Here is an 18,262-nt window from a genome sequence, read left to right on the forward strand (position 1 = left end):
GACCGCTCGCGGTCATGTTCCCCCATCTGGTTGGGCTGCAGATCGACAGCATGACCGCGGTCGGGCTTCGGGTGGACCTCGAGGTGAGTACCCGCGACGAGGAGGTCGCTTGTCCGGGCTGCGGAACGTCGACGCGTCGGGTCCATAGCCGCTATCGGCGGCGACTGTCCGACACCGCGATCACCGGCCGGGAGGTGGTGATCCGGTTACTGGTCCGGCGATTGTTCTGCGACAACTCCGACTGCGGGCGAAGGACTTTCGCTGAACAGCTGCCGGGGCTGGCGGCGCGGCATGCCCGGCGCACGAGGATCCTGCAACACTTGCTGCGTGCGGTCGCGCTGGCACTGGGCGGTCGCCGGGGGGCTCGGATGACCCGGCATCTAGCGGCCACGGTCAGCCGGATGACGCTGCTGCGACAGATCCGTGCACTGCCCGATCCGGACCGGGCGACCCCTCGTGTGCTCGGGGTCGATGACTTCGCCCTGCGGCGCGGGCATCACTACGGCACGATCCGAAAGCCCGGAGTTCAGTGGAAGTGAAGGAATTTCAGTGGGAACCCAAGGAGTGGACGGCTTCCAGGTCAAGAGTAGTGCTTGGGTTCGCGGTGACTCAGGGAGCCTGGTGGAGTTCGGCGGGGGTGGTGAGGAGTTGGCGGGCGGCGGCCGCGTAGCGGATGGCGGTGCCGGAGCTGACGCCGAACACGGCGGCGATGTGGAGTGGGTCGGGGCCGTGGGTGAGTGATTCTTCGAGTTGGCGGTCGATGTGGAGCCGGTCGAGGGTGGCGGTGAGTCCCCAGAATGCTTTGGTGATCCAGACCCGGCCGACGGGGATGTCGCGGACCGCGGTGACGCGGTTGATCAGGACATGGGGGTTGGCAGTGCCTGGCCAGTGCGTGTGGCGGTAGGTCAGCCATTCGGTCAGTGCCCGGTGGGTGAGGTGGTCGAGAGGACGAGTTCGGCCGGCGACGGTCAGTTTCCGGTTGCCGAGGTCAACGTCGTCGAGTTTGAGCCGGCCGATGTCGGTGGTGCGGGCGGCATGGATAGCGGCGAGGGCAAGGGTGAGCCGGGCCGCTGGTGTGGTGGCAGCCTTGGCCGCTTCGTTGATCGCGTCCCGGTTGAGGGGCAGCAGGATGCTGTATGTGTTGGGTCCGACGGGGATCCGGGCCGTCGGTTGCGGAAGACGATTCCTGTTTTCTTGGCGAAGCCGAACAGGGACCGCAGAGCAACTAGCGTGTGACGGCGTCGGTTGCCGCGCAAGGCATTTGCGACATTGAGGATGTCCTCGCGGGTCACTTCTCGGAGGTTGTCGTAGCGGCCGGACCAGTCGAGCAGGGCGGGCCGGATGTCGTTGAGGTAGGCCCGCCCGGTATGCGGATCGCGGCGCCGGGTGCGGTGCCCGCCGTGGTGTAGTGCCCGGACCCAGTCCTCGATCTCGCGGCGAATGCCGGGCGTGACACCGTCGAGCTTGCGATCCAGCCACGTGTCGAACGCGGGAACGCGGTCATCATCCAGCAGCGCGAGTTGGTCGAGGATCTCCGCGACGCGCCCGTGGTGCCGAACGATGGTCGCCAGCTCGGAATAGCGGACCTTCTCGTCGGGGACACGGCGCGACAGCACGATCGTCAGCCCTTCCCGGACCGATTTGATCAACCATCGTGACCATCCGCGAGCTTCTCCGAAATCGCCTGCGGCGCAACGAGCTTGAACGACGATAGGGTCGGTGGGATCGGCGTGCGTGTAGCGGTCGAACCGGCTGTAGTCATGCCGGAAATCGAACGGCAAGCACAACTGTTGTCCGAGTGCCGACGTCGTCGCTGGTTCAGGCCGACTGGCCCTGTGTCTGGGTGTCCCAGCTTTTCCGAGCCGAATTCTGCCGGGGATCCGGTAGTGGTCACGGTGCATGCGGGAGAAGAACAGCTGCTGACAGCTCACCGCGCGCAGAAACGGTTGCGACACTGCGGTTTTCCCGGCGGCTTTCGCGTCGAGGAGGGCCTGGGCCCGACACAGACGGCAGTAGCCGTCCTTGACCGGGACCATCCGTCGGCAGGCGTCGCAGCGGCCGGGCGGATGCAGGTTGCGGAAGGTGTAGCAGGCGCGACAACACGTGCCGGGTAGAACGCCCCAGCACAGGCACTCCACGCAGCTGGCCGCGGGCTTGTCCGGGCGGATCCCGCCCATCAGATCGGCGGAAGAGAACGGCCGTCCCGGCGTTTGGGCACCACCGGCCCGCCGGAGGCCGACACCGCGGCAGGCGCGACATCGGTCTGGTCGGTCGGGCGGGTGATTTTTTCGGGTTCGGGGATCAGCAGCTCGCCGACCTCGCAGCCGAGGACGGTGCAGATGACATCCAGGTCGGCCAGTTTGATGCTGGTCAGCGAGTCGGTCGACCACAGTCCGGACATCTTCCCGGCGCTGATGATCAGCCCGTGTTCGGCGAGCATGCGCTGTAGTTCGCTGGCCTTCCAGATGCCGCGATTGGCCGCGGCCAGGCGCAGGGTCCATTTCATGAGAATAGTCCTCCCAGCCGGTCCGCGGCCCGCTGCTGGCCAGCGATCCAGGCGTCTTCGATATGGGTGCGGTGGACGTGGATGTAATGCATCGTGGTCGCGACCCAGACATGACCGAGGGTCTGCTGGATCGCGATCAGATCCATCCCGGCCAGATAGAGCTGGCTGGCGCAAAAATGCCGCAGGACATGCGGTGTGAGCCGATCCGACCACTCCGGCAGGTGCCGAGCGGCCGCATCTCCCAGCGCGGCCCGCAGTGTCTCGCTACTGATCCGGGCCGCCGACCCGTCGACGTTCTTGCGCTCGGACGGGAACAAGGACGCGCCGAGACGATGATGGTCGTCGCCGAAGCAGCTCCAGACATCCTCGACGAACCAGCGCAGGGTCCGGTCGGCGTTGTTGATTAGCGGCACCATCCACTCGCGAGGCCCGCTGCCGCGCGCTCCTTTCCCATGGCGCACATGCAGTTTGCCGAACCGGCCCAGATCCCACTTCACGTCCGCCAGATCCAGACTGCGAGTCTCGTTCACCCGCAAACCGACACCAGCCATCAACCTGGCCGCGGCGAAGTTGCGGGCCGTCGGCGCGAACTTCCGGCAGCTGACCAACTCCTGGCGCCAGCCCGCGAAGAACCGGTCGATCTGCTCGGCGCTGGGCGGGATCCGCAGCGCGGCGCGCTGCTGTCCACGCGGCCGATTGATCTCATCGATCGGGCATTCGACGACTCGTCCTGTCAGAACATGGATTTCGACCTGGTAGCGCAGTTCCAGGAAGTTGAAGTAGGTCTTCAGCGCCTGCGCCCTCGCGAGCGAGGTGTTCCGCGGCGCCGACCGCAGTGCCTTGCCGAAATAGGTGTCCGCGTCGGCGGGTTCCATCTCCCACAACGGCCGCCCGAACCACGCGCGGATCTGCTCGAGATTCGACAGATCCGAGCGAATTGTGTTGTCGGCCAGCCCCGCTGCCGCTCGCGCGAGCACGAAACCCGACAGCGCATCGGTCTCGAACTCAGCGATCTGCTCCGGGCTTGCCGCAACCCGCCGCTCACGCAGCTCCCGCACCGCGGCCAGACCCACCCGCGCCACCTCGCCTTCACCACTCGCGCACGAACGATGGCGAAGACGATACAACTTCAGAAAAGTTGAAGAAGGCTCAATCGGCCGAATGATGCCAGTATCGACCGAAACCCGCTGGCATGCAGGATGCCCTACCCCCATGACCATAGGGAACTCCGGGATTATTTCTTATGATCGACATGAACACCCGCCGCCCGGTCGATGTGCTCGAAGACCGCCGTTCCGAAACCCTCGCTGCCTGGCTGCGGGCCCATCCCGGCGTCGAGATTGTCTGCCGGGACCGCGCTGGCGCCTATGCCGATGGCATCGCCGCCGGAGCACCCCATGCGCTGCAGGTCGCAGACCGCTGGCATATCTGGCACAACCTCGGCGAAGCGGTCGAACGCGTCACGGCCCGACATCGCGACTGCCTGAACATCGTCGCCGAAGACACCATGGCCGATACGGACTCCGATGCCGAGCCACAGATCGTGCCCACGCAGGACATCCCGGTAACTGCCGCGAGGATCGAGCCACCTGCGGAAAGGACCGACAAGTGGGCCGTGCGAGCCCGCGAACGCTATGCCGCAGTCCACGCACTACTCGACGACGGAGTGAGCATCTTGGCGATCAGCACCCGCCTGGGTCTTGCCCGCGGAACCGTCCGGCGCTTCGCGCGAGCGGCCAGCGTCGAGGAGTTGCTGGTTAACACCGGCACCGGGCAGCGCCGGAGCCTGCTCGAGGAGTTCAAGCCTCACCTGGATCAGCGATGGAACGAGGGGTGCACCAACGCCACCGAGCTGTTCGGTGAGATCAAAGGCCTCGGCTATCGCGGCGGACCCAAGATCGTCATGAACTACTTGCAGCAGTTCCGCACGACCGGCCGCATTCCTCGCCCGGCCCGCAAGCCACCGTCGGTTCGCCGCGTCGTCACCTGGATCATGACCGACCCCGCCAACCTTCATCCCGACGATCAGCGGCGCCTCGATGCAATCCTGGCCTCGAGCCCCGAACTCACCAAATTGGCCGGTCACGTCCGCGCCTTCGCCACGATCATGCGTCAGCTCCGCGGGCGGGAACTCGAACAGTGGATGAAAGCCGTTGACGCCGAGGACTTCCCCGCTCTGCACTCGTTCGTTCGAGGCCTGCGCCGAGACCTCGACGCGGTCACCGCCGGCCTACGACTGAAAGTTTTGACGCTCACACGAAACCAACACCAGTCGCGCCACCTTGCCTCGGGGTCCGATCCTGCGCGACGGCAACGATGCCGACCTGGGTCATCAGCATGCCATGGGCAAAGCCACGACTCGATTGTCCATGTGGCATGCGGGTTTAATTGCCGGCCGAATCGCTCGTCGAGCGGTGTCGGGCAGGAGTGTCTTCTCCTAGGTCTCTCAGTGAGGTTCAGGATCGTTGAGTTCGTGCACGGTCAACAGCAGATAGTCGAAGCGTGTCCGCTGCGGAGTCGGTCCACCACCCATGGCAGCGATCGCACCCACGAATCGCTCAGCCAGATGACGCAACTTTGTGTTGGTTTCTTGTGAGCGCCATTGCAACACCCGAAACGCCTGTTCGGCATTGATTCCGTAGACCACCATCAGCGCGCCTTTGGCCTGCTCGGTGAGCGCGCGGGCTTCGATCAGGTCCGGCAGCGCGTCATCGAGCACTTCGCGCGTATTCTGCGCCAGAGTTTCGGTCACGTCCAAGTAATAGCCGGTCGTTCCGACGACCATCCCATGGGCATCGACCAGTTGATCACCGACCACGATCACACAGCGGACTGTGCCCACGGTATCGATGATGCGGTGGCGACTGCTGAACGGTGCGCCCGTCTCCACTGCGGCCGCGATGGTGGCGGCTACCTTCGCACGATCCTCAGGATGTTTGTGCGACAACAACAAGTCAGTAGTGGGGACCACGGAACCAGGGACGTAGCCGTGCAATTGTGCAACCTCATCCGACCACTCCCAGCGCTGGTCGGCAAACCAGAAACGGAAGCTGCCAACAGCCTGCGGCGTCCCGCTCACTACACGCTCCAGAGCTTCCGCGCTCTGAGGAAGGCCTGGCGCCACGTCGTCTATTCGATAATCATCCACCGGTGTACTCGAGAATGTTACGGGCGGGTCAGTGAGGCCTCCACTTTCGCGGGAACGCGGAGAACTGACTGGCCGCCTCGAGAGCCGTGTCTGCGTGAACCGTCCCGGTTTAGGCCGTCTAGGACTGCCCACGGCGGACGGCCGCCCGACTGCGAGATCATGGAGATCCGGGTAGCGGCTGCAGTCGTCCTTGACCGGGACAGCTGCACTTAGTCGGAGCCGGTGCGAGCGGTCAGGGCGCGGTGAATGAGTTCGCGGGCGCGCTCACCGATCAAGGACTGGCCGTAGAGCCGCTGAAACCCCTTGTCGTACAAGGCTATTTCACCGGGTTGGGTAATCGACAGACTCGATGACATCGTTTCGATGACGACTTCGGTATTGCCGTACATCAGGAAGCTGGTCGCCGGAACAGACAGCGTTGCCATACGCGGAATGACACCGAGGGTGGTGTTGGGCATGCGTGTGCAGTCGAGCAGATGCTCGAGCTGGCCAACCATCGTGGCGTCGTCCTCGATCGTCGTGTACATCGCCTGTTCCGCGATGATGAAATGCAGGTGGTGCTTCTTGCGCCGCACGACGGCATGCTGGCGGTCCATCCTCTGTTGCACCGCATCGTCCACCGATTCGGTGGAGCCGACGAATTCGATGGCCATCCGCAGGATTCCGGTCGCGTAGTCGAGGGTTTGTAGCAGGCCCGGAACCCGGAAGCAGTCGAAGCCGCGGATCAGCCGAGAGCGGGACTCGATGTGCGCGGTTCGGTGCTGAAGCCGCCGCGAGCTGAGCCGGCGCCATTCGAGCTGGGACAGTCCGATGTGATGCAGCGAGGCGATCAGGTCCGGGATCTGATCGGTGGCGTCGGTGAGGGTGCACCATATTCGTATATCGCCTTCGGACGGAGTCTGCCGACCGGTCTCGTATCGGCTGACTCGAGACGGGTCCCAGCCCGCCGCGCGGGCGAGTTCACGGCCGGTAAGCTCCGCACGGTGGCGGAGCTCACGTAGCCGTGCACCCAGTTCAGCGCGTTCCTGCTCGGCATCACCCACGAGTGCCGACGATAGTCGCTATCGATCGGGGGGAGCCCGCAGCTCGACCGGCAACATCGATGTGCGGCTGTGCTTACTCACGCCGTCACCGTGTTGACGAGAGGTGAGTCGTCGGGCCGGATCTCCCGTGCGCTGGGTACTTCGATACAGCGCTCGTGGCTGGGCACTTCGATCTCGGCGAGGATGCTCGAGTCGGATACCGGCGTGCCCGACAACAGGAAGGTGCCCCGGCCGGTGTCCTCGAGACGGGCGCTCAGGCAGGTCCCCGGCTCGAGGAAGGCCAGCAACCGATGCGGTATCTCGATGGTGTCCTCACGGTCCTGGACCAGCCACCCCTGGACCAGATACCCGGTGGCGGTGGCAAACAGGGTCGGCGACCCGTCGTAGTTCGAGCTGGTTCCTAGAAATCGAACGCTCATCGCAAGCTCCCCTGCTTATCGAAATGGCTTGTCTGCGAAGATCATCGGCGCGTCTCGTTCAGCTGGTCAACGAAATCCAGTGTGTCTTGCAAGTTTCTACATTTACAGCGTTAACAAATTTGGATAGCTCGTACTGTGACCGAAAGACCAAGCGCCGATACGCATTCCACTCGGCCCGACCGGCCAACGACAGTAGACACGCGAGCAGCTCGCCGCTTGGTAACAACCAACAACACGGGGTGAGCACATGAGGGTCGGCGTTCACGAACGGCCTGAGCAGACAAGGCACGCACCACGACCAAGGATTGAACCTCGGCGATCGGGTACGACGCGCGAGCGCACCAGTCAGACCGCAAACGAGTCCGAGACCGGCCCGAAAATCATACGGTCGACCGCGGTGGCAACGATGATCGCCTTCGGTGCGGCGATGATGGCTGCATCGGCGGGAATTACTGCTGGACAACCTAATTCGTCCGCAATTCTTGGAGGTGGCGCGAACGGTCCGGTCCAGTCACCCCCCGCATCCTTCCCGACAGAGGAACAGTGCTGGACTTCCGCCGCCCGAGTCGACGGACGGCAGGTTGGCGTCACCGTGGTTTGCGTCCTGAATGCCGCCGGACAATGGGAACTCAAGCTCTAGACAGCTGGCGTATCTCTTGGCCGCCAATACATCTGGAAGGCCGAGGCTCTGATCCGCTCGCGCTGGCCCTGTATCACTCCACTGGCCGACCGTCCTTGGCTGCCATTGACCGACTCCCGCCCGAGAGGTGCCGCACATGACTGAGGCCAGACCGAACGCAACACAGGACGACGCCGGCACCGACGCCTCGACGCGTCAGCGACTCGAAGTCATCGCCACCGCCTTTACCACAGCGCTGGAGACGCTCCCCGAAGACCTCGGGCTAAGCCTTCTGGGTGCCGAATTCGCAGCCACGTGGCGCGCCAGAGTACGTGACGACCTCCAACGCGTCCGAACGATCATCGCCAACAGCGACAACGCCGACAACAGTTAGCGAAGCACGTGCGCTGTCCGGTCAGTTTGGCGCATGAATGACATCGAACTGCAACTGCCGGATGTCGCATCGGCGAACACACCAGCCGGTCCCTGAGTGAGACACCGGATCGGGCAGTGCACGAACCTGCCGCAGCAAGGTTATCCGGCTCACCTGCGCCGTCAGCTGTCCGGTCAACCGCGCTCCCGCGCGGCCACCCAAAACCAACGCGACCGCGCACAACACCCGCTGCAGCTTCACTGGGGACTGTACAAACAACGGTGTAACTCCGAATCAAGGAGTGGCACTTGATGTCTGATACGACGCCGGCCGATGTGGCCGATACTGCTGCGGTGGGCAAGCGCAAGCAGGCGAAGGCGGATCTGAACACCGAACTGGTGGGCGAGCTGGTCGCCCAGGCCCGCGCCAGCGGGCTGCAGTTGACCGGCGAAGGCGGGCTGCTGGCGCAGCTGACCAAGCTGGTGGTCGAGTCCGCGCTCGACGGCGAGATCACCGACCACCTCGGCTACGACCACAGCGACCCGGCCGGACGCGGAACACCCAACTCGCGCAACGGAACCCGAACGAAAACGATCGTGACCGATGTCGGTCCGGTCGAGATCGACGTCCCGCGTGACCGCGACGCCAGTTTCGAACCGCAGATCGTGCGCAAACGCCAGCGCCGCCTCGGCGGGGTGGAGAACATGGTGTTGTCGCTGTCGGCCAAAGGTCTGACCCATGGTGAGATCTCGGCGCATCTGCGTGAGGTCTATGGCGCCGACGTCTCGAAACAGACCATTTCGGTGATCACCGACAAGGTGCTCGACGGGATGGCCGAATGGCAGAACCGGCCCCTGGACAGGGTTTATCCGGTGATCTTCCTAGACGCGATCCACGTCAAGATCCGCGACGGCAAGGTCGCCAACCGGCCCATTTATGTCGCGTTGGCGGTCACGGTCGAGGGCGGTCGCGAGATCCTCGGGCTCTGGGCCGGCGACGGCGGGGAGGGCGCGAAGTTCTGGTTGCAGATCCTCACCGAGCTGAAAAACCGCGGCGTCGAGGACGTGTGCATGCTCGTCTGCGACGGACTCAAGGGGCTCACCGAAGCGATCGGGCAGACGTGGCCGGCCGCGGTCGTCCAGACCTGCATCGTTCACCTGCTGCGGGCGTCGTTCGCCTACGCCGGCCGTCAGGACTGGGCGGCGATCGCCAAGGCGTTGAAACCGGTCTACACCGCGGCGACCGAAGCCGCGGCGCTGGAACGGTTCTACGAGTTCGCCGAGGTCTGGGGACCGAAATATCCTGCGATCGTTCGGCTTTGGGAAAACTCCTGGGCCGAGTTCACCCCGTTCCTGGCGTTCGACACCGAGATCCGGCGCGTGATCTGTTCGACAAACGCGATCGAGTCGGTCAACGCTCGCATCCGCCGCGCAGTCCGCGCCCGCGGCCATTTCCCGAACGAGCATGCCGCCTTGAAATGCGTTTACCTCGCGGTCATGGCCCTCGACCCGACCGGCGAGGGTCAGAAGCGATGGATCACCCGATGGAAAGCGGCGTTGAACGCCTTCGACATCACCTTCGAAGGCCGACTCACCGCCGGACGACGATAACTCAATCAAGCCGAGTTACACCGTTATCTGGACAGACCCCTTCACTGCACACGCCGCTCGACCTTCTGGCTACGGCAGTGGTCGTGTGTCGTCGTAGGGGTCCCTATGTTCGTTGTCAAGTCGTGGGTTGATGGTCTGCCTAGTAGCGGCTTCGGTGGAGTCTGCAGGTCGGTAGCGTGATTGAGGTGGTGTCGAAGGGTGAGCGGCGGGCTGCTTGAGGTCGTGTGTCGGCGTATCACGAAGCGCGGCTCGGCGAGCTGGTCGAGCACGTCGGCCGGGCTGTAGATCGGTTCCGTGCCGGGCAGTTGGATGCGTTCGAGGTCGATGGGGTGATCCACCAGTACCATCGCGCCGCTCAGCGGTTGTGGACTTTCTGCAGCCAGTCAGGTGCGCAAGTGGAAGCCACCGCGCAGGTCATCGAAGACATGGCCGCTGAGGGTGAGGCGATCGATTGGTGGCAGCACGGTATGTCGGCCAAGGCTCGGCGTGCCGAGGGGTCGGATGCCTGACCTCGGTTGACGGGCAGCTGGTGTCGATCAGGCCATCGGTGCTGGAATGCGGTAGGGCTGTTTGGTTTTGAGCATCGCGAATATGACGTCGCAGCGGCGTCGGGCGAGGCAGATGAGGGCTGCGTTGTGTTTTTGCCTTCGGCACGTTTTCGGTCGTAGTAGGCGCGGCTGGCCGGGTCGTGCAGGCTGCGAACGCCGACAGGAAGAAGGCTCGTTTGAGTTTGTGGTTGCCGGATCTCGCAGGGTGTTCACCCTTGATGGAGCTGCCGGATCGGTGAGTGACCGGGGCGATGCCGGCGTCGGCGGCGAGGTGCCCGGATGAGGCGAACGCTGAGACGTCGCCGACTTCGAGGAGGATGCGGGCGCCGGCCCTGACTCCGACGCCAGGCATCGAGGTCAGTACCTTGGAAAGAGGATGGTCATCGAGAATCCTCTCGATGTCGGTGGCAAGGGATTGTCTTGCAGCAGAACGGATTTCAGTGTGTCGGCCAGGTCCGGAAGTACGATTTCGGCGGATTTCGCGCCGGGAACGGTGACTGTCTGCTGGGGCAGCGCGGCCAGGATTTCCTCGACGAGCCGTGCGCCCATTCTGGGTGCGTGTTTGACCGCGATGGGGGTGAGCTTGCGGCCTCCGGCGGCTGCTATGCCGGCCGGCCCGCCGCAGCGGGACATGATTTCGAGCACGGCTGGGTGGGCGGTGCGTGGGCCGAGGACGCGTTCGAGGGCGGGATGGATGCTGGTGAGCAGGCCGCTGGTGCGGGTGGCTTCTCCGGCGAGGTCGTCGTCGTAGCCGACCAGGACGCCGAGTTCGGTGAGGGCCTCGTCGCCGGTGTCGACCCGGCGCAGGGCGTGGGGCATGGTCCGGGGCGGCGTCGGCGATGATGAATGCGTCGCGGGCATCGGTTTTCGCCTGACCAGGGTAGAGATCGGCGATGCGGCGCATCCCCAGGCCGGGAGGTAGGCCACGTCGTGGCCGCAGGCGCGGGCGACGGTGACCGGCAGTGCGCCGATCGTGTTCGGTTGGTCGACGATGATCAGTAGCGGTCCGTGGGCGGCCAGCCGCTCGAACACTGCTCGCAGCTTGGTCTCGTCGTTCGGTAATGGCTGGTCGTACAACCGTTTTCCGGCTGCTTCGAGCCCGACCGCGTGGTGTTCGCCCTTGCCAACGTCAATGCCGCAGAACACGGCATACGCCTGTGTCACGTCGCAATCCTCATCGCGTCGAAAAGCTATGAACGGCCGCCGATCTGGCGTCAACGCCCGGCACCCACGTTACGAAGAGACCTACGTTCGGCCCTGTCCCTATCAGCGGTCCGTCGACGCCACCAGGAACCCGGCGACACCACCCCCCGGATTATGGGAAAGACAGGGGCATTGAGTCATACCGGGCCTGGCGACCGTGGCCCTGGTTTCAGGGCCACGAATAAGGTAACGGGGGGACGCGATACGACCGCGAGTATCCTGACTACCTGCGCATCCGGCAACGAACCATAACTAGCCGATTTCAGGACGCCTTTCGGCAGCGGTGGCATCGACACGGACCCGGACGGAACCCAAGTAGCCTTACTTGTGGGCGAGCCCGGCGAATACAGACACGTCCGCGTCGATGGATCCGGGGAAATCGGTTTCTGGCTGGCGCCAGCGGTGCGGTACCACGACACCGGGTTCGATTAGTTCCAGCCCGGTGAAGAAGCTGGCGAACTGGTCATGGCTGCGGAACTGCACGCGGATTCCGGCTTCGCGGTAGATGGTGGTGATGCGTTCGAAGGTGTCGGGGGCGAAATCGGGTGTGGCTGTGGTGAGTGCGAGAAACGAGCCTGGTGCCAGGGCGTTCATCAGGGTGGTGATGATGGCGTGCGGGTCTTGGTCGTCTGTCACGAAATGGATGAGAGCGATCATGCTCAGGCCCACCGGCCGGCTCAGATCCAAGGTCTCGAGCAACTGTGGTGCGGACAGGATCGAGGTCGGGTCGTTGACGTCGGCTTGAACGTAGGCGGTGCGTCCTTGCTCGGTGCCCTGCATCAACGCTCGCGCGTGGGTCAACACCAGAGGATCGTTGTCGACGTAGACCACGCGCGTCTCGGGAGCGAGTTGTTGGGCGACCTGGTGCAGGTTCGGCTCGGTAGGGATGCCGGTGCCGATGTCGAGGAACTGGTCGATGCCCGCTTCGGTGACCATCCAGCGCGTGGCGCGATGCATGAACTCCCGATTGATCCGCGCGGCCGGCCCGGCTGAGGGGAACACTTTCGCGACCTGGGCCGCGAAGTCTCGGTCAATCCCGAAGTTGTCCTTGCCGCCGAGGTAGTAGTCATACATGCGGGCCGGATGCGCCTGATCCGGCCGCAACCGCACCTCACCACGATCGTCATAAGCGGGCATCAGCGCCTCCTCGTCGCGACATCACCGTTCCGGTGAACTACCCACGAAAACCCTCGATACGCAATCAACATACCGGCCCCGACCCGCCGAGGGCGCTACTTCCCACACCCCGCCCATCTTTTGCCGCGCCCGCACTGAATGAGGTTCCCCCCCGAATGTCGTGTGAGGGCTCAGGACCTGGTTGACGCAAGGCGCTCATGACCCGGTTGAAGGTCTCGAGACCTCGTGGATATTCGGATCAGATTCGGGGGGAATGGATTTTGGCTTTCCAGCGGGTCACTGGGTGTTGAGTGTCGCGGGGATGCAGCGACAGTTCGGCGCCGTTGCAGGTGACGCGGAAGTGGGTGTCCTCGACGTGAATGGTGACGATTTGTGCGGCGTAGGTGCGACCGACGCGGAGCCGCTGGCGAGCGACCATCACGACGCCGTCGGCGGGGACGAGTCGCTGGACGCTGATGGGGCCTGGTGCTGGTGGTGGAAGTTGGGTGGTGGCCGTGCGTGAGCCGCGGAGCTTGGTGCGGTGGTCGGCGGGAATCGTTGAGGGCAGCGTCTTGGCGAGCATGCCGTCGTGGACGACGTGGATGAGGTGTCCGTCGAGCCGCAGCGTCACCTTCCTGCCGGCCAGCTCGGTCCCGATCTTGAGTCGGTTCTTAGCCAGAATGATGACTCCGTTGACATCGACGATCCGGTCGACCTCGATCACCGCGCCCGCGGCCAAGGTGTCGGCGTGTTCGACAGAATGCCCTGCTGGTGGTGGCCCGGCGGGCCGGGCGCCTCGCATTCTCAGCTGTTGGATGTGTTCGGCGTCGAGGTTGGAGGCCGCTGTTTTGACCAGCTGACCGTCGATGAGGATGTGGACGGTGTGCTCGTCGACCCACACGTGTGCGCGCTGCCCGGCCCGCGCAGCGCCCATCCGGATCCGCTGGACGGCCGGGATCAGCGACACCATGCCGCTGGCCGCGATCACGGTGTCGAACTCGACCGCACCCGCCGAGGGTGCCAACAGCACTGCGGGATCGGGTTGCGGGACAACCGTTGTGACGGTTGTGGGGTATGCGGCGACATCGGCGAGCGGAGGCAGCGCGGTATCGACCCTGACCGGTTCCGGCTGAGCGTTGGGGCGGAACAATCTGGCAGGCGTCGCCATATCCAGGGCCTGGTGAGGGCGCGAATGGTTATAGGTGTGAACCCACGCCGTGATCGCCGCCTGGGCGGTCGGCAGGTCCGCGAAAACCCCTGACGGGTCCAGCAGCTCCCGGCGCAGGGTCTGATGCCAACGTTCGATCTTCCCCGTCGTCGTCGGCGAGGACGGCTTGGTCAGCCGCGTGGTGATCCCGTTCTCCCGGCAGACCCGCTCGAACAACACCTCCGCTGGGCGCGGCCGGGTGAACCGGCCCGTGAACTGTTTTCCGTTGTCGGTCAACACTTCTGACGGCACCCCATAGACGCGCATCGCCTTGAGGAAGCCGTCCGCGACCGCACGACCGGACGGCACTGCCAGTACCGCGGCGACGACGATGAACCGCGAGTGGTCGTCGATCCCGGTCAGCATCTTGCACTCCCGCCCGTCGGCCAGGTGAATGCCGCCGACCAGATCCAACTGCCACAAATGCATCGGCGCTTCCCGCTGCCATCGCCGGTACTTGCGGCGATGCCGTTGCGGCTGAGGTCGAACCAAACCATTACGAACCAGGATCCGATGCACCGTCGCCCGCGACGGCGCCGACGCCACCCCGGCCTGCGCGAGCTCGAATGCGATCCGCCGCGCACCCCACCGCGGATGAGCCCGCCGCATCTCACACGCCAAAGCTTCGACTTCCGCCGATATCCGAGTCGGACTCGTCCGAGGCCGGCTCGACCCGGTACGCAACGCCTCGACACCACCGGCCTGGTATTTGGTCTTCCACTTGTAAACCGACTGGTCCTTCGCGAGGAAATCGTGCTGCGGTTTCCGACCGGCCACGCGGAGTGTCTGGTTGGCCTCCTTGCCGCCGGATACCACATCCTCGTCCGGGAGATTGGGCAGTGGATCCAGGAAGGCGCTGCGCGCGGTAGCGAGCGCGGCGAGCTGGTCCTCGAGCTCCTTGATCCGGGCCCCGATCTCCTGAGACTGCCCCGTACTTGGTCGAACGCACCTGTGTCCGCGGTCGCCTGAGCTACCTGCTTGGACAGCGACTTGCGTTCTGCGCGAAGCTGCTCGATCTCGACCTGTGTTCGGCGGAACTCGCTGTCGATCTTCAGGAAGGCGGACAGATCGACGTGTACCGCACGTTTGGCCAGAGCTTGCTGAACCTTCTTGGGTTCCTTGCGAATCAGCGCAATGTCCAGCATCGGTGGTGGCACTCCACTTCGTTGACGGGCCGGGGCGTCGGCATCGACCCCTGCGGAGCGTGGGCGAGCAGGGTAACTCGCGGTGCCACCACGCCTTCGCCGACAGTGCGGCCTCAACTCGGCCCGATCACGGGGGCAAGCCGTCAGGTCATTGAGCCGACCGGGGCCGACCGTTCCTACCCGCACTCAGGAGTGGATTCATCCCAGGCCACGAGGTTGCCTTCGCAGCTACCGGCAGCTCTCTCAACTCGCGGATTCCCGAGACTACTTGTCTCCGTCAACGCTGTGGGCTCATTCTAGATGGGCGCACTATACAGGGGAAATTGGGCAACGCCGTCCGTCAGGGCAACTCTGCTTTATCGCCGACCTTGCCCTCGAAGATCACTAGGCTGCCGGAGTGTCTAGCGCCGAAACCTGCCCCCGTGTCATCGTTTTCGCCCTAGGCGGCACCATAGCCATGTCGAGAGCCTCCACCGGTGGTGTGGCACCCGCGCTGTCTGCCGACCAACTCCTCGCAGCTATCCCCGGACTTGGCGATACCGAAATCGAAGTCGAGGTCGTGGACTTCCGGCAGCTGCCCGGAGCCTCGCTGAAAGTCTCCGACGTCACCGCGCTCGCCGACGCGATCTGTGATCGGCTCGCTAACGCGGACGGCGCTGTAGTCACCCAGGGCACCGACACCATCGAAGAAACGGCCTACCTGCTCGACCTACTCCATACGGCGGCCGAGCCAGTTGTGGTGACCGGAGCGATGCGCAACCCGACCATGGCCGGAGCCGACGGACCCGCCAACCTCCTGGCGGCCATCCAAACCGCGGCCGATCCGCACGCCCGCGACCAAGGTTGTCTCGTCGTATTGGGCGACGAGATCCACGCCGCACGCCGGGTCCGAAAGACCCACACCACCAGTACCGCAACCTTCCAATCACCCAACGGTGGCCCCCTCGGTTACATGGTCGAAGGGCATCCGCGGCTACTCAACCACCTCACTCACCGCACGAATGTGCCAGCCAAACCCGTTGATGACACCCGCGTGGCGATCATGACCATCGTTCTCGGCGATGACGGGACCGCACTGTGTGCAGTAAGCGAGCACGTAGACGGTCTTGTCATCGCGGGCCTCGGCGCCGGACACGTGCCCGCCCACCTGGTCCCGATCCTCGAACACCTCGCGAGCAGGATCCCGGTCGTGCTCTGTTCCCGCACAGGTGCAGGATCAGTCCTCGAATCCACCTACGGATTCCCCGGTTCCGAGCGCGACCTGCTCTCCCGCGGACTCATCTCTGCCGGATACCTCGACCCGATCAAGGCACGCATTTTGCTACACACACTGCTCGCCATCGACTGCGACAACCGCGCGATCACTGCGGCATTCGGTGCCGCGGGCGGCTACCGAGACCCCGAAACATGGCCGTGGCCAACGAATCTCAGCGAGGGCAACTGACCATGCGCAGCCACGAACTCACCCTCGGCCGATCATTCGGAGTCGCATTCGACCACGGCGAGGACTTCTATCCTGCGCTCGCCGAATTCTGCCGCACCAACAACCTCCGCCAAGGCTACATCCCTTCCTTCATCGCAGGATTCAGCGAAGTCGACATCGTTGGCACCTGCGATCGCCTCGACACCCCCCCGGCCCCCGTCTGGTCGAAAGTCCACCTCGCCAACGTCGAAGCCCTCGGCGGAGGCACCCTCGCCTACAACCCGGGCACTGGCGAAGTACTACCACACATCCACGTCACCATCGGCCTCAAAGAGCACTCAGCGAGAAATGATCAAGACCTGTGGATGACGGGAAGGACGCACCTTCCCGGATGATCTATCTGTCCGAAGTCTTGATCATGCCGGCGCGCCAACGCCGGTCGGGAAGGTACGTCCGTGTTTACGGTAGTTCAGAACACCCCCTCAGCAAACGATGCGGCTGGTTCGACCCGGTCGTTGCTCGATGAGATCGTGCGTGACGGTGCCCGGCAGATGCTCGCGGCGGCGTTGAAGGCCGAGGTCGCGGCCTATGTTGCCCAGTTCGCCGATCAGCTCGACGAGAACGGCCACCGCCTGGTGGTGCGCAACGGTTACCACGCCGAACGGGAGGTCCTCACGGCGGCGGGCGCGGTGAGGGTGAAGGCGCCGCGGGTCAACGACAAGCGTGTGGACCCGGAATCTGGTGAGCGGCAGCGGTTTTCCTCGGCGATCCTGCCCGCGTGGGCGCGTAAGTCGCCGCAGGTGGCCGAGGTTCTGCCGCTGTTGTATCTGCATGGGCTCTCCACCGGGGACTTCGGTCCTGCGCTCGAGCAGTTCCTCGGATCCGGTGCCGGGCTGTCGGCGGCGTCGATCACTCGGTTGACCGGCCAATGGCAGGACGAGGCCCGCACCTTCGCCGCCCGGGACCTCTCGGGCACCGATTACGTGTATCTGTGGGTCGATGGCATCCACACCAAAGTGCGGCTCGAGCAGGAGAAGCTATGCCTGCTGGTGATGATCGGGGTGCGTGCCGATGGCCGCAAAGAGCTCGTTGCATTGGCCGACGGCTACCGGGAATCGACCGAATCGTGGGCTGATCTGCTGCGTGGCTGCCGTCGACGTGGCATGGCCGCTCCCGTGCTCGCGGTCGGTGACGGCGCACTCGGGTTCTGGAAGGCATTGCGCGATGTGTTCCCGACCACCCACGAGCAGCGCTGCTGGTTCCACAAGAGCGCCAATGTCCTTGCCGCGCTGCCGAAATCGGCGCATCCCGGTGCGATCGCGGCGATGAAGGACATCTACATGGCCGAGGATATCGACAAAGCGCAAATCGCGGTGAAAGCATTCGAAATCGACTACGGCGCAAAATATCCGAAAGCCGTCGCGAAGATCACCGACGATCTCGATGTGCTGCTCGAGTTCTTCAAATATCCGGCCGAGCACTGGATCCATCTGCGGACCACGAACCCGATCGAATCCACCTTCGCTACCGTGCGGTTACGCACGAAGGTCACCAAGGGGCCGGGCTCGCGTGCGGCCGGAATTGCCATGGCCTACAAGCTGATCGAGGCCGCCCAAGGCCGCTGGCGCAAGGTCAACGCACCCGAACTGGTCGCGCTCGTGCGCAACGGTGCCCTGTTCCACAAAGGCAAGCTGCTCGAACGCCCCCGCGACATCACCCCGACATCACCAACCGACCCGGCCGACACCACCCGAACGGAGATTGCCTGAAACTTGCCAATCCACAGGATTTGACAATATCTCGCACTCAGCCACCGGATACACCAGCCACCTACTCAGTGCAAAAGTCCAGTTCCTCACCGAAATGCTCGTCATCGAGGTCACCCATCCAGCCATGCGGCGC

At 64.3% G+C, this 18,262-nt stretch carries 16 protein-coding genes and 3 pseudogenes; 9 read left to right on the plus strand and 10 right to left on the minus strand.

What is annotated here, in order from left to right; all coding sequences use genetic code 11:
* The first annotated feature begins 14 nt into the window (after nucleotides 1-14).
* Nucleotides 15-539 (plus strand): transposase family protein, encoded by a 525-nt coding sequence (locus ACQPW1_RS10730; protein ID WP_433662576.1) that lies wholly within the window; start codon nucleotides 15-17, stop codon nucleotides 537-539.
* A 10-nt stretch (nucleotides 540-549) separates the two neighbouring features.
* Nucleotides 550-741: a hypothetical protein gene (locus ACQPW1_RS10735; protein ID WP_433662577.1), complete on the plus strand. Its 192-nt coding sequence runs from the start codon at nucleotides 550-552 to the stop codon at nucleotides 739-741.
* Between the two features lie 227 nt (nucleotides 742-968).
* Here the strand turns inward: ACQPW1_RS10735 and ACQPW1_RS10740 are convergent, their stop codons facing one another.
* The 3 genes from ACQPW1_RS10740 to ACQPW1_RS10750 all read right to left on the minus strand — a co-directional run bounded on the left by ACQPW1_RS10740 (nucleotide 969) and on the right by ACQPW1_RS10750 (nucleotide 3,579).
* The gene (locus tag ACQPW1_RS10740) at nucleotides 969-1,781 is read right to left on the minus strand and encodes a hypothetical protein (RefSeq protein WP_433662578.1); all 813 of its coding nucleotides are present in this window, start codon (nucleotides 1,779-1,781) and stop codon (nucleotides 969-971) included.
* Between the two features lie 395 nt (nucleotides 1,782-2,176).
* On the minus strand, nucleotides 2,177-2,506 hold the full coding sequence (locus ACQPW1_RS10745; RefSeq protein ID WP_433662579.1) for a helix-turn-helix domain-containing protein: 330 nt from the start codon (nucleotides 2,504-2,506) through the stop codon (nucleotides 2,177-2,179).
* Nucleotides 2,503-3,579, minus strand: coding sequence for a tyrosine-type recombinase/integrase (locus ACQPW1_RS10750; protein ID WP_433665200.1), 1,077 nt, complete (start codon nucleotides 3,577-3,579; stop codon nucleotides 2,503-2,505). The genes ACQPW1_RS10745 and ACQPW1_RS10750 overlap by 4 nt, the downstream gene beginning before the upstream one ends.
* 179 nt (nucleotides 3,580-3,758) lie before the next feature.
* Between ACQPW1_RS10750 and ACQPW1_RS10755 the strand changes: the two are divergent.
* Nucleotides 3,759-4,700: pseudogene (locus ACQPW1_RS10755) on the plus strand (transposase); the annotation flags it as partial.
* 252 nt (nucleotides 4,701-4,952) lie between these two features.
* On the opposite strand, the gene ACQPW1_RS10760 reads toward ACQPW1_RS10755, so the two are convergent.
* The 3 genes from ACQPW1_RS10760 to ACQPW1_RS10770 all read right to left on the minus strand — a co-directional run bounded on the left by ACQPW1_RS10760 (nucleotide 4,953) and on the right by ACQPW1_RS10770 (nucleotide 7,116).
* A complete protein-coding gene (locus ACQPW1_RS10760) occupies nucleotides 4,953-5,654 on the minus strand; it encodes a PAS and ANTAR domain-containing protein (RefSeq protein ID WP_433662580.1) in 702 nt (233 codons plus the stop codon).
* A 209-nt stretch (nucleotides 5,655-5,863) separates the two neighbouring features.
* Nucleotides 5,864-6,697, minus strand: a complete 834-nt coding sequence (locus ACQPW1_RS10765) for a helix-turn-helix domain-containing protein (RefSeq protein WP_433662581.1) — start codon at nucleotides 6,695-6,697, stop codon at nucleotides 5,864-5,866.
* A gap of 77 nt (nucleotides 6,698-6,774) precedes the next feature.
* Entirely contained in the window at nucleotides 6,775-7,116 is a 342-nt protein-coding gene (locus ACQPW1_RS10770; protein WP_433662582.1) for a hypothetical protein, read from the minus strand.
* Nucleotides 7,117-7,892: 776 nt separating this feature from the next.
* Here ACQPW1_RS10770 and ACQPW1_RS10775 point away from each other — a divergent pair.
* The 3 genes from ACQPW1_RS10775 to ACQPW1_RS10785 all read left to right on the plus strand — a co-directional run bounded on the left by ACQPW1_RS10775 (nucleotide 7,893) and on the right by ACQPW1_RS10785 (nucleotide 10,227).
* Complete coding sequence (locus ACQPW1_RS10775) at nucleotides 7,893-8,129, plus strand: hypothetical protein (RefSeq protein ID WP_433662583.1); 237 nt, start codon at nucleotides 7,893-7,895, stop codon at nucleotides 8,127-8,129.
* A gap of 290 nt (nucleotides 8,130-8,419) precedes the next feature.
* A complete protein-coding gene (locus ACQPW1_RS10780) occupies nucleotides 8,420-9,718 on the plus strand; it encodes an IS256 family transposase (protein WP_433662584.1) in 1,299 nt (432 codons plus the stop codon).
* Between the two features lie 224 nt (nucleotides 9,719-9,942).
* On the plus strand, nucleotides 9,943-10,227 hold the full coding sequence (locus ACQPW1_RS10785) for a hypothetical protein (protein WP_433662585.1): 285 nt from the start codon (nucleotides 9,943-9,945) through the stop codon (nucleotides 10,225-10,227).
* 27 nt (nucleotides 10,228-10,254) lie between these two features.
* Here ACQPW1_RS10785 and ACQPW1_RS10790 read toward each other — a convergent pair.
* The 4 genes and pseudogenes from ACQPW1_RS10790 to ACQPW1_RS10805 all read right to left on the minus strand — a co-directional run.
* Nucleotides 10,255-11,430: pseudogene (locus tag ACQPW1_RS10790) on the minus strand (IS110 family transposase).
* A 360-nt stretch (nucleotides 11,431-11,790) separates the two neighbouring features.
* Complete coding sequence (locus ACQPW1_RS10795; RefSeq protein ID WP_433662586.1) at nucleotides 11,791-12,606, minus strand: SAM-dependent methyltransferase; 816 nt, start codon at nucleotides 12,604-12,606, stop codon at nucleotides 11,791-11,793.
* 238 nt (nucleotides 12,607-12,844) lie between these two features.
* Nucleotides 12,845-14,695 carry an IS481 family transposase gene (locus ACQPW1_RS10800; protein ID WP_433665201.1) on the minus strand — a complete coding sequence of 617 codons (1,851 nt, stop codon included), beginning with the start codon at nucleotides 14,693-14,695 and terminating at the stop codon, nucleotides 12,845-12,847.
* A gap of 59 nt (nucleotides 14,696-14,754) precedes the next feature.
* Nucleotides 14,755-14,937: pseudogene (locus ACQPW1_RS10805) on the minus strand (hypothetical protein); the annotation flags it as partial.
* A 397-nt stretch (nucleotides 14,938-15,334) separates the two neighbouring features.
* Between ACQPW1_RS10805 and ACQPW1_RS10810 the strand changes: the two are divergent.
* From ACQPW1_RS10810 to ACQPW1_RS10820, 3 genes are read left to right on the plus strand one after another with little or no spacing between them, the layout of a single operon-like run.
* Nucleotides 15,335-16,381: an asparaginase gene (locus tag ACQPW1_RS10810; protein ID WP_433662587.1), complete on the plus strand. Its 1,047-nt coding sequence runs from the start codon at nucleotides 15,335-15,337 to the stop codon at nucleotides 16,379-16,381.
* A gap of 2 nt (nucleotides 16,382-16,383) precedes the next feature.
* Nucleotides 16,384-16,755 (plus strand): PCC domain-containing protein, encoded by a 372-nt coding sequence (locus ACQPW1_RS10815; protein WP_433662588.1) that lies wholly within the window; start codon nucleotides 16,384-16,386, stop codon nucleotides 16,753-16,755.
* A 60-nt stretch (nucleotides 16,756-16,815) separates the two neighbouring features.
* Nucleotides 16,816-18,129 carry an IS256 family transposase gene (locus ACQPW1_RS10820; protein ID WP_433662310.1) on the plus strand — a complete coding sequence of 438 codons (1,314 nt, stop codon included), beginning with the start codon at nucleotides 16,816-16,818 and terminating at the stop codon, nucleotides 18,127-18,129.
* Nucleotides 18,130-18,262 lie beyond the last annotated feature (133 nt).

The sequence above is a fragment of the Nocardia sp. CA-128927 genome (genome assembly GCF_050955855.1).
Taxonomy (GTDB): Bacteria; Actinomycetota; Actinomycetes; order Mycobacteriales; family Mycobacteriaceae; genus Nocardia.

What these genes read in the sequence shown, in the direction of transcription:
- ACQPW1_RS10795 (WP_433662586.1), bottom strand. Translation starts at nt 12,606, where the DNA reads ATGCCCGCTTATGACGATCGTGGTGAGGTGCGGTTGCGGCCGGATCAG.
- ACQPW1_RS10730 (WP_433662576.1), top strand. Translation starts at nt 15, where the DNA reads ATGTTCCCCCATCTGGTTGGGCTGCAGATCGACAGCATGACCGCGGTC.
- ACQPW1_RS10775 (WP_433662583.1), top strand. Translation starts at nt 7,893, where the DNA reads ATGACTGAGGCCAGACCGAACGCAACACAGGACGACGCCGGCACCGAC.
- ACQPW1_RS10745 (WP_433662579.1), bottom strand. Translation starts at nt 2,506, where the DNA reads ATGAAATGGACCCTGCGCCTGGCCGCGGCCAATCGCGGCATCTGGAAG.
- ACQPW1_RS10780 (WP_433662584.1), top strand. Translation starts at nt 8,420, where the DNA reads ATGTCTGATACGACGCCGGCCGATGTGGCCGATACTGCTGCGGTGGGC.
- ACQPW1_RS10815 (WP_433662588.1), top strand. Translation starts at nt 16,384, where the DNA reads ATGCGCAGCCACGAACTCACCCTCGGCCGATCATTCGGAGTCGCATTC.
- ACQPW1_RS10770 (WP_433662582.1), bottom strand. Translation starts at nt 7,116, where the DNA reads ATGAGCGTTCGATTTCTAGGAACCAGCTCGAACTACGACGGGTCGCCG.